The organism is Gilvimarinus xylanilyticus (genome assembly GCF_024195295.1).
Taxonomy (GTDB): Bacteria; Pseudomonadota; Gammaproteobacteria; order Pseudomonadales; family Cellvibrionaceae; genus Gilvimarinus; species Gilvimarinus xylanilyticus.
In genome coordinates this window covers 1,215,591-1,226,848 of the sequence record NZ_JAMFTH010000001.1, presented here as the reverse complement: position 1 = coordinate 1,226,848, position 11,258 = coordinate 1,215,591, and the positions used below count along the sequence as shown (strand labels likewise).

7 protein-coding genes are annotated in these 11,258 nt (G+C 54.6%); 6 read left to right on the top strand and 1 reads right to left on the bottom strand.

Annotation, left to right across the window (positions count from 1 at the left end):
* Positions 1–44 precede the first annotated feature (44 nt).
* The 4 genes from M6D89_RS05185 to M6D89_RS05170 all read left to right on the top strand — a co-directional run bounded on the left by M6D89_RS05185 (position 45) and on the right by M6D89_RS05170 (position 7,916).
* Positions 45–4,844 (top strand): NAD-glutamate dehydrogenase, encoded by a 4,800-nt coding sequence (locus M6D89_RS05185; protein WP_253966959.1) that lies wholly within the window; start codon positions 45–47, stop codon positions 4,842–4,844.
* Positions 4,845–4,948: 104 nt separating this feature from the next.
* Positions 4,949–6,418 carry an NAD-dependent succinate-semialdehyde dehydrogenase gene (locus M6D89_RS05180; protein ID WP_253966958.1) on the top strand — a complete coding sequence of 490 codons (1,470 nt, stop codon included), beginning with the start codon at positions 4,949–4,951 and terminating at the stop codon, positions 6,416–6,418.
* A gap of 197 nt (positions 6,419–6,615) precedes the next feature.
* Complete coding sequence (locus M6D89_RS05175) at positions 6,616–6,822, top strand: DUF2835 domain-containing protein (protein WP_253966957.1); 207 nt, start codon at positions 6,616–6,618, stop codon at positions 6,820–6,822.
* Between the two features lie 62 nt (positions 6,823–6,884).
* Entirely contained in the window at positions 6,885–7,916 is a 1,032-nt protein-coding gene (locus tag M6D89_RS05170) for a quinone-dependent dihydroorotate dehydrogenase (protein WP_253966956.1), read from the top strand.
* 93 nt (positions 7,917–8,009) lie between these two features.
* Here M6D89_RS05170 and rmf read toward each other — a convergent pair whose 3' ends face one another.
* On the bottom strand, positions 8,010–8,231 hold the full coding sequence (rmf, locus tag M6D89_RS05165) for a ribosome modulation factor (RefSeq protein WP_253966955.1): 222 nt from the start codon (positions 8,229–8,231) through the stop codon (positions 8,010–8,012).
* Between the two features lie 419 nt (positions 8,232–8,650).
* Here rmf and rlmKL point away from each other — a divergent pair, with 419 nt between their 5' ends.
* Complete coding sequence (gene rlmKL, locus M6D89_RS05160) at positions 8,651–10,864, top strand: bifunctional 23S rRNA (guanine(2069)-N(7))-methyltransferase RlmK/23S rRNA (guanine(2445)-N(2))-methyltransferase RlmL (protein ID WP_253966954.1); 2,214 nt, start codon at positions 8,651–8,653, stop codon at positions 10,862–10,864.
* A gap of 17 nt (positions 10,865–10,881) precedes the next feature.
* Positions 10,882–11,139: a hypothetical protein gene (locus tag M6D89_RS05155; protein WP_253966953.1), complete on the top strand. Its 258-nt coding sequence runs from the start codon at positions 10,882–10,884 to the stop codon at positions 11,137–11,139.
* Positions 11,140–11,258: the final 119 nt, after the last annotated feature.

Sequence of the window (11,258 nt, the reverse complement as noted above, 5' to 3'; positions counted from 1 at the left end):
ATAAGCTCAAGGCCGACCGCGAATATCCCAAGGGAGTGTTTTACATGGGCCATGAAGAAAACTCAGCCATTGATGTGGAAGCTATAAGCCGCGCCGTCTGCGAGGCGGTGCCTGAAGATGAGTGTCGCGCCTGTACAGAATTTGTACGGCTGTTTTTTCACCACTACCGCCCCGAGGAAATGGCGGCCCAGGGCGCAGAGGCAAAAATTGCCTGCGTGCGTTTTCTATGGCGCTTGTTAAACAGCGCGGGCGCTGCCCCCAAAGTTCGCGTGTTCAACCCCGATAAAGATCAGCATGGTTGGAGTAGCCCCTATACGCTGGTCGCCATTTGGCAAGAGGATATGCCTTTTTTAGTCGATTCTATTCGCATTGAGTTGGCGGCCCGCAATATTCCTATTTACAGCATTAAGAGTACCCCATTTTGCGCCACCCGCGAGGCGGGCAAATTGCAGCACCTTGAGCTTGCCGGCTCGCCCGAAACTCCCGCCGAAGCGTTAGTCTACTTAGAGATTGGTGCCATAAGTGATCAGCAGCTACTGAACCAGCTGGAGGAGTCATTTTGCCAGGTGCTGGCCGTGGTGCAGCAAGTCGTGGCTGACTTTGCGCCCCTAAAGAAAAAAATGTTAGCCGCTGCAGACAACCTTGAGGTGGTGCGTGACAAAGCCCAGGTCAATGAAGCGACGCAAACCCAGAATTTTTTACGCTGGCTGGCGGATAACCATTTTACCTTTTTGGCCTATACCGAATTTGATTTAATCGAGCGCGAAGGAAAGTCTACCCTGAGGGAGAATCGCGAGGCTCGTCTGGGCTTGTTCGATGACGACAGCAAAGCCAAATACAAGGTGCTGGACGACGCTCATCCCGGAGTCGAGCGCTTTTATTTGTCGCCTTCGCCTATTGCCTTCTCCAAATCGCCCCAGCGCTCGCGGGTGCACCGCAATGCCTACCCCGACTACGTGGTGGTAAAACGCTATAATGATGCCGGCGAGGTATGCGGCGAAGCGCGCTTTTTAGGTTTATACACTTCGAGTGTTTACAATATTTCGCCGCGCCGAATTCCTTTGCTGGATGAAAAAATCGCGCATATTTATCAGCGTATGGAGCTAAACGAGTGGAGCCACGAAGGCAAGGCATTGGAGCAAATTGTAGAAACCTTTCCCCGTGATGAGTTGTTCCAGGCCAGTGCCTCGGAGCTATACGATACCTTGCAAGGTATCTTATCCATTAGCGAGCGCTATCAGGTGCGGCTGTTCGCACGCCGTGATCGTTTCGGTAAGTTTGTTACCTGTTTACTCTATGTCCCGCGCGACCTGTTCTCGACCCGCTTGCGGGAAAAAATTCAGCAGTATATTGCCGATAAAGTTGGCGCTTGCGATCAGGAGTTCAATACGTTTTTTTCCGAGTCAGTGCTTGCGCGAGTACATTTGGTGTTTCGTATTGCCAAAGGCTCAGGCTCGGAGTTTGATGCTGAAAGTCTGGAGCAAAATGTCGCGGAATTGGCGCGCTCTTGGAATGACCGACTGTTCGCCAGTTTGCGCCAAAGCTTAGACGAAGAGCGTGCACGCCATTTATTGAACCGTTATGGCGACAGTTTCGGCCCTGGTTATCAAGACGCTTACAGCGCCGATGAGGCGCGGCGCGATGTGTTGCTGTTAGATCGGCTGGCGCCGCAGCAGCGTCAGGCGTTGGATATTTATACCGACGCCAATCTAATTCGGTGCAAGCTGTTTGTGCGCGATCAGGCGATCGCGCTTTCGGATATTATTCCGGTGCTGGAGAATTTTGGGTTTTGCGTGCTTTCAGAGCACCCCTATACCATTTTGGACGGCAATGGTGAGCGTGTCTGGCTGCACGATTTCTATCTTCAGCCGCAAATGCCGGATGCCGTTGATATTAATGAGGGCGCCGAGGACTTTACCCAAGCGCTTTGGGCGGTGCGCGATGGCTTTGCCAATAACGACGGGTTTAATAAGCTGGTGTTAGGAGCGGGGCTGCGCTGGCGCCAGGTTAATATGCTGCGGGTTTACGCCGCTTATATGAAGCAAACGCAGTTTTACTACGCCGGTGATATTCTTGCCGACGCCTTGGTGGCCCAGCCTGCACTTGCGAAATCGTTGTGTGAGTATTTCACCATTAAGTTTGATCCCGAATACGCCGGGGATCGGGTCGAGCAGTGTCAATCCATTGAGTCCGAAATTTACCGGCAGCTTGAGGATGTGCCCGATTTGGGGCAGGACCGGATTGTCCGTCATTATTTGGCGCTCATGAAAGCGACACTGCGTTGTAACTTTTATCAGAAGCTGGAGCGCGAGTTCCTCTGCTTTAAGTTCAGTGCCCGCGATATCCCCGATATTCCCGAGCCTAAACCTGAGTTTGAAATTTTTGTCTTCTCTCCGCGTTTTGAAGGTGTGCACTTGCGCGGCAGTTGCGTTGCTCGCGGCGGTTTGCGCTGGTCTGATCGATTCCTCGATTATCGCACTGAAGTGTTGGGCTTGGTGAAAGCCCAACAGGTAAAAAACGCGGTGATTGTGCCCAGTGGCGCCAAGGGCGGTTTTATCTGCAAGCAAGCCGCAGGGCTGGACCGCGAGCAAAAGCAGGAAGAGGGTATTGCCTGCTATCGCCAGTTTATTACCGCCCTATTGGATTTAACCGATAACTTACACGATGGCGAGATTCAGCCGCCGGACAAAGTCGTACGCCACGACAGCGATGATCCTTACCTGGTTGTGGCGGCGGATAAAGGCACCGCCAGTTTCTCGGATATAGCCAACGAAGTGGCACAGAACGCGGGATTTTGGTTGGGCGATGCCTTTGCCTCGGGCGGTAGCAACGGCTATGACCATAAAGCGATGGGGATTACCGCCAAGGGCGCCTGGATTAGTGTGCAGCGCCACTTTAAAGAGCAGGGTGTTGATGTGCAAAAGGACCCGGTGACGGTGCTGGGTATTGGCGATATGGCAGGCGATGTGTTCGGCAATGGTATGTTGTTGTCACGCGCGCTTAAATTAACCGCCGCGTTTAACCACATGCATATTTTTATCGACCCGAATCCGGAGCCCGAGGCTAGTTTTAATGAGCGCAAGCGCTTATTTGAAAAGCCCCGCAGCCAGTGGTCCGACTACGACGAAAAACTGATTAGCGAGGGCGGGGGTGTGTTTGAGCGCTCAGCCAAGTCAATCGCTATTACGCCGCCAATGCGGGAGTGCTTTGACATTGAGGCCAAATCCTTAACCCCCAACGAGCTGTTGCATGCGTTATTGCAGGCGCCGGTGGATTTAATTTGGAATGGCGGTATTGGCACTTACGTGAAGGCCGAGAGTGAATCTCACGCGGATGTGGGGGACAAAGCCAACGACAGCATTCGCGTCAATGGTGGTGAGCTGCGCTGCAGAGTGATAGGCGAGGGCGGCAACTTGGGCATGACCCAGGCCGGGCGCATCGAGTTCTGTCGCGCGGGGGGCGCCTGCAACTCCGACTTTATCGATAATTCGGCGGGGGTAGACTGCTCGGATCACGAGGTGAATATCAAAATTGCCCTGGCCGAATTGGTGAAGGCGGGAAAACTGACCGAGTCCGAACGCAACCAGCTGCTTGAAAGTATGACTGACGAGGTCGAGCAAGATGTGCTGCAAAATAATTATCGCCAGACTCAGGCCATCAGTTTGGTGCAGCGCGATGCCTTGGCGCGTACCTCGGAGTTGCGGCGCTTTATCAACCAGCTGGAAGAGGCCGGACGCCTCAACCGGAAGCTGGAAAACCTGCCCAGCGACGATGTTCTATTAGAGCGACAAGCCAGCGGCGATGGCTTGACCCGCCCCGAGCTGGCGGTGCTTATCTCGTATGCCAAAGTGGGGCTCAAGGAAGATTTAGCCGTGGCAGAAATCGCCGACGACCCGGTAATCGCCCCCTTATGCGAAGCGTTTTTTCCCGACAAAATGCAGCGCGATTACCCAGAGGTTTTACAGCAGCATCAGCTGCGGCGCGAAATCGTCGCCACGGCGCTGGCCAATGAAATTGTCAATTACCAGGGCGCCACCTTCGTTCAACGTCTACAAGACGCCTCCGGGGCCGGGCCGGTTACGGTAGCTCGCGCTTATGTGTTGGCGCGCGACAGCTTGAATTTATCGACTTTGTGGGAGCGTGTCGAACAGCTCGATTTTGCCGTTGAGGCGCACACCCAGCTGGCGTTGATGAAGCAGTTAATGCAGCGCATGCGTCATGCCTGCCGCTGGTTTTTGCGCAATCGTCGCGGCGAGTATGATTTGCAGCAAGAGATAGAGCGCTTTGCCGAGCCCTTGCGAGAGGTGCGCGAATGTTTGCGCGCCTTGCTGGGGGATGACAGCCGTGCAAACTGGGATGAGCAACTTGCAAAGTTTACACGCGAAGGCGTAGAGGACGATCTGGCCCGAGATGTGGTTTCACCCGGTTACCTGTATTCGGGCCTGGGTATTGTGGATGTGGCGGACCGTTTAAATCAGCCCTTCCAGCCGGTCGCTGAACTCTACGTTGCCCTGGTAGCGCGCCTACAGCTGGACGGTTTCGCGTTGCAGTTGTCGGAAGCGCGGGTGGATAATTATTGGCAAGCCATGGCACGGGAATCTTACATGGATGATTTGGAATCCCAGCTTCGCAGTTTAACTTACACCTTGGCGCCGCACTTGCAAGATAGCTCGGCAGGCGAAGTTTTGGCCGAGTGGGAGAGCGCTCACGAGCACCTTTTGAAACGATGGAGCAGCATGGTTGCTCACACTCAGGCCAATACCTCGACAGACTACGCTATGTTCGCGGTGGCGCTGCGAGAGTTGCTTGATTTGGCGCAAGTTACCCGGCACACCGCTGATTAATAATGTGGCGCATAGGCACACACGTGCGCCAATATTTCAAGGACGACAATAAAGTCGATTGGGATGATAAGACTTTATTGCTAGGTAAAAAGGTGAATAAGGTTATGAGTATTTCCTTGCAAGATTCAACGCTGTTTCGCCAAGCCTGCTATGGCGCAGGCCAGTGGATAGATAAGGGCGATGAAGGAACCATTGAGGTGGCCAACCCGGCGACTGACGAAGTGATTGGAGTGGTGCCCTCTCTGGGGCAAGGTCAGGTGGGGGCGGTTATCGCGGCCGCTGCCGAGGGCTTTGAGGTCTGGAAGCAGCATTCCATTGCCGAGCGAGCTCAGGTGCTTCGACAGTGGTTCGACTTGATGCACGAGCATAAGGAAGACCTGGCAAAAATCATGACGTTGGAGCAAGGCAAGCCCATTAATGAATCGCGGGGCGAGATTGACTATGCCGCGTCCTATATCGAGTGGTTTGCCGAAGAGGCGAAGCGTGGCTACGGTCAGCTGGTGCCTGCGGTAAAGGCTCATCAGCGTATTGTGGTGAGGCCCGAGCCTGTGGGCGTGAGCGCCGCCATCACCCCCTGGAACTTTCCCGCCGCCATGATTACCCGCAAGGCGGGCGCGGCCTTGGCGGCTGGATGCTCAATGGTGGTCAAACCCTCAAGTTTGACGCCCTTTACGGCGCTGGCGATGGCTGAGCTGGGCGAGCGAGCCGGTTTACCGGCCGGTGTTTTCAGTGTGGTGACCGGTTCATCAGCGGATATTGGCGAAGTTTTGACCGCTTCAAGCACCATTAAGAAGTTGAGCTTTACCGGTTCTACCTCGGTAGGGCGCAAGCTTATGGCTATGTGTGCGGATAATCTGCACAAGCTATCGCTGGAGTTGGGGGGCAATGCCCCGTTTGTAGTGTTTGATGATGCGGATGTAGAGTTGGCCGTTAAAGGCGCCGTAGCCTCTAAGTTTCGCAACACCGGGCAAACCTGCATTTGTCCTAATCGTTTTTTAGTCCAGACTGGGGTGCATGACGCCTTTGTGGATAAGTTGAGCGCGGCGTTAAGCGAGCTGAAGGTTGGCGATGGTTTTGATGAGGACGTTAAGCAAACCTCGCTGATCAACGCCGGTGCCGTCGAGAAAGTCCAGCGCCATTACGACGATGCCTTACAAAAAGGAGCCTCATGCGCTCTGGGTGATCGACCGGGCAAACTGGCGCACAATCGCATTGACCCGATTATCCTAACCGGCGTTAACCGCGATATGCAGCTGTGGCAGGAAGAAACCTTTGGCCCGCTGGCGCCGGTTATGCGTTTCGAAACCGAGCAAGAGGGCATAGAGGCGGCAAATGATACCCCCTTCGGTCTGGCGGCCTATTTTTACGCCCAGCAGAGCGACCGTGTGTGGCGGGTCAGTGAAGCCCTTCAAGCTGGCATGGTGGGCGCCAATGAAGGTGGAATATCCAATGCCATGGCGCCGTTTGGCGGTATTGACCAGTCCGGGTTTGGTCGCGAAGGTGGTCGCGAGGGCATGGCCGAGTATCAGCAGCTTAAATACATCTGCTTTGGGCAGGCAGGGGCCGAGGGCTAAGGGCTAAGCTATCTTGGCGACGGCTGAAGCGCGTCGGGTCGTCCAGTGAATGGCCCGGTTCCACTGGGCCGGTCACGGCCAATGACGCGTTAAAACCGGCTTTACCGGGTCATCATCAAGTCCCCTTGAATGGGTAATTTGGCTACAATAGCGCTTTATTGCCAGATTTAGAGGACCTTGGGTTGCAGCGAGTTATTGTGCCCCTTTCAATTAGCCCGGAACAGCTTCAGCGCTGGTACCAGGGCAGCGTCAAAGATGTGGTGGCCCGCGCCCAGGACGGGCGCAGGGTGCGCTTTCCGGTTTCGGTGTTGCGCCCGTTTGTGGGCCACGATGGCATTCAGGGCCATTACGTGCTGGAGTTTGACGATTCCAACCGATTTCATCGCCTGCTTAAAATTGGCTAAATGCTGGTTTTTTAAGTATCCTTGCCGCCCCCAAGACCCGCCCAGATTAAAGAGGATTAACCATGTACTCCGCCGTTCGCAAGCTCTTGTTCTGCCTCAACCCCGAGACCTCACACGAAGTCAGTCTGGACCTTCTGGGGGCATCGGAGCGCCTGGGGCTGGCGGGGTTTATGGGCGACGATATTGCCGATGACCCGGTGGAGGTCATGGGGCTGTGTTTTCCTAATTCTGTGGGCTTGGCCGCCGGCTTGGATAAGAACGGCGATTATTTTAACGCCTTGGGCAAGCTCGGGTTTGGCTTTGTCGAAATCGGCACCGTAACGCCTTTACCCCAACCGGGTAACCCCAAGCCGCGCCTGTTTCGCCTGCCCGAGCATAACGCCATTATTAACCGTATGGGGTTCAACAATAAGGGTGTTGAGCACCTGGTGAGTCAGGTTAAAAGCCGTCGCTATCAAGGTATTCTGGGGATCAATATTGGCAAGAATGCCAAAACGCCGGTGGAAAACGCGCTGGATGATTACAAAATTTGTCTGCGCAAGGTTTACCCCTACGCCGATTATATTACCGTGAACGTTTCCTCCCCCAATACCCCTGGGTTGCGAAGCCTGCAGTTTGGTGAAAGCTTAAAAGACTTGTTGGGAGGCATTCGGCGAGAGCAGTTAAAACTGGCCGATGCGCAAGAAAAGTATGTGCCTATCGCGGTCAAAATTGCGCCGGATATGGACGATGAAGCGATCACGTCGGTGGCCGAGACACTGCTGGAGTTAGAGCTGGACGCGGTCATCGCGACCAACACTACCATCGGCCGAGAAGGGGTCGAGAGTGATCCGCAACACCAGGAGGCAGGCGGCTTAAGCGGAGCACCGGTGCGCGATAAAAGCACCCATGTGATTCAGGTGTTGGCGCAAACCCTGGCGGGTAAAATGCCGATTATCGGCGTGGGTGGGATTGACTCGGGCGCGGCAGCGGCCGAAAAAATCGCCGCCGGGGCGAGCCTGGTGCAAGTGTATTCCGGGTTTATTTACGAGGGACCTGGGCTTGTGGCCGATTGCGCCAAGGCGATTGCCAAGTATCGCAAAGAGCAGTCTTAGGGGCACAAAAAAGCCCGCTCTAGCGGGCTTGGGCTGCGAGTGGCAGACCGATGTTTTTACATTAGCTAACAGTTTGTGGTTGCCATAGGTCGGTTAATGAATACCTCCGTACGATAAATTGCTTAGCTTTTGCACCTGTGCCATTCGATTGAAGCCGTCCCATTGATCGGTGCGCGCCTCGCGCCAGCCGCTCATCCATTGCTGTCGGGCCATACCAGTACCGTGGGGGCAAAGACTTCTGGATCGTCCGTCAATGCCGGCTTGGTAGCCCTTACCGAATGCTCTTTCAATATGATCACGTTTTTGGCGTTTCATGCTTAGCAATACCTCTGGTTAGTCATTAAGATGACGGCAGGCCGGATTAGCCGGACACAGTTGGCCGTCGGTAGCAGATTGCGTAAAGCGAATTGCCTCCTATCCTAGGTTAACGTTGCAGTGAGCTTTTTCAGGGCCGTAAGAAACCGCGGCGCACTTAATCGCATTAAGTGACCGAATGGCCCAAAAGCCATACACTGTTGTTGGATTGCCCGCTAAGGGTCGGCCTTCACCGACGGTTGAGTATTTTGCATCGCGGGAGGTTCAGTACACCAAAATGCGCGAACCTTGTGAACGAATTTATTTTTATAGGCGGGCTATCTAATAGATCGCTTTGGTCTTAAAACTGTCACAGTTACGGTGGCGGGATTTTCTAACTAACAAAGATAGACTACACGGGTCTAACAGAGATAGACGACATGAGTGCGACACATCAATATTTTGCCACTTGCCCGAAAGGCCTGGAGGGCCTGCTGCTCGAGGAGCTTAAAACCCTGGGTGGGGAAGGCTGCCGCGAGACTGTCGCTGGCGTCTATTTCAGTGGGCCGCTGACCACCGCCTACCGCGCTTGTCTGTGGTCGCGTCTGGCCAACAAAGTGCTCTTGCCTTTGGCGGCAGGCCCTGTGCGAGACGCCGAGGAGCTGTATCAGCTGGTGCGAGGCCTGCCCTGGCAAGCGCACATTGGCCCTGAAGGGACATTGTTGGTGGACTTTAGCGGTCAGGGCGGCGGTATTCGCAATACCCAGTTCGGTGCGGTGAAGGTTAAAGACGCGATTGTAGACACCCTGCGCGAGCTCACAGGTTCTCGCCCGTCGGTGTCAAAAGAGCGCCCGGATTTGCGGGTTAACGTCCGTTTAAATCGCGGCAAGGCCAATATCAGCCTGGATTTGTCTGGCGATAGTTTACACCGGCGCGGTTACCGCCAACAGCAGGGCGAAGCTCCGCTGAAAGAAAACCTGGCAGCGGCCATTTTAATCCGGGCAGGCTGGTGCGCTAACGAAGAAACGGCCTTGCTGGACCCAATGTGCGGCTCGGGCACTTTCTTGATTGAAGCGGCCTTAATGGCGGCGGACATTGCCCCGGGACTGTTTCGTTCTCAGTTCGCCTTTGAGCGCTGGCTTCAGCACGACGCCGAACAATGGCAGTCATTATTGAACGAGGCCCGTGAACGGCGCTTGGCGGGATTGGCGCGGGAGGATTTGCCCGAAATACGTGGCTATGATGCCAACTTAAAAGTCATTCGCGCCGCTGAGGAAAATATAATTCGCGCCGGCCTGGATGACTGGCTGCGTGTCGCGCGCAAAGAACTGCGCGAGTTTAAACGCCCCACCCACAAACCCCTACCCGAGGGGCTTATCGTCTGTAACCCGCCCTACGGCGAGCGCCTGGGCGAAGTGGAATCCATGAAGATTCTCTACGCCCATATGGGCGAGAAATTTCGCGAGGAATTTACCGGCTGGCGGGCGGCGGTGTTTACCGGCAACCCCGAGCTGGGCAAACAAATGGGATTGCGCTCGAAGAAAAAGTACAAGCTTTTTAACGGCACCATTCCCAGCGAGCTTTTGCTCTTCGATATCGCCCAAGAACAATTTGTGAAAGCGCCCCCTAAGCCCCTGGCTACCGAGCAAAGTATAGAACAGGGCCCGTTAAGTGACGGGGCGCAGGCCGTGGTTAACCGGCTACAAAAAAATGCCAAAAAGCTGAAAAATTACTTAAAACGCAGCCAGGCCAGCTGCTACCGCCTGTACGATGCGGATATTCCCGAGTACGCCTGCGCCATTGACGTGTACACGGGTAAATCCACCGGCAGTGGCGAGGCTAAACGTTTGGTGCACGTGCAGGAGTATCAGCCCCCCCGTTCGGTGGATGAAGACAAGGCGGCCGAGCGCTTTGCCGAAATTCAGGCGGCGGTGCCCCAGGCTTTGCAAGTCGCGCCCGACTGCATCAGCTATAAACAGCGACGCCGTAATCGCGGCGCTAGCCAGTACGAAAAACTCGAGCGCGATGCTCAAGGCGAATCCCTTGAAGTGCAAGAAGGGCAGGCGCGTTTACTGGTAGATTTGTGGTCTTACCTGGATACCGGGTTGTTTTTAGATCATCGACCGCTGCGTTTGAAAATTGCCGAGCAGGCAAAAGGTAAACGGTTCTTGAACCTTTTCTGCTACACCGCCGCGGCCAGCGTCCAGGCCGCTGTGGGCGGTGCCCGCTTCACCTTAAGTGTGGATATGTCGCAAACCTATTTGAATTGGGCGCGTAAAAATTTAGCCTTGAACGGTTTGTCGGAATCCAAAAATCGTTTGGAGCAAGCCGACTGCATGCAGTGGCTGGCGAAAGATCAAGATCAGCGCTTCGATATGATTTTGCTTGACCCGCCCAGCTTTTCCAACTCCAAGCGCATGGCCGATGTGTTGGATGTGCAGCGTGACCATGTATACCTGATTGATCGCGCCATGCGCTTGCTGGCCGATGACGGCGTCTTGTTTTTCTCCAATAACCTCAGAAGCTTCAAGTTGGACGAACAGGCTTTAGGCGCTTTTGTTATTACGCCGATGACGCGCGAAACCATTGGCGAAGACTTTTCCCGCAACCAAAAAATTCATCATTGCTGGTCGATTCAGCACCGGCCCGATTAGCGATGCTAAAAGGGCTTATGAATTTTGTGTGGCAGCGCAACCCAATCACCCGGGTGGTTTACGCTCGTGCGGAAAAAGAAATTAAGCTTATTGCTCTGTCGCTGATTCTGGTTTTGCTTAGCGCTGTCCCTTTAATGATCAACAGCCTTTTCTCAATCGCGAAACCGACGCCTCCGGTTCTGGTGTATATTTTTGCCGCCGGCGCGCTGCTGGCCCATGTGGGCTTTTTGATTGGCCTGCTCGCGATGATTTGGAAAAACTACTTTCGTCGCTAGTGTGCGATCGAATTTTTAGGCTTGGGGAATGATGATGCGGCGCAGGGACGCGCCGCCGAGCCCTTGAGTATCCAGGGTTTTCGCCCGACTACGCCTCGATTAGGCCCGCTTTCAACCGC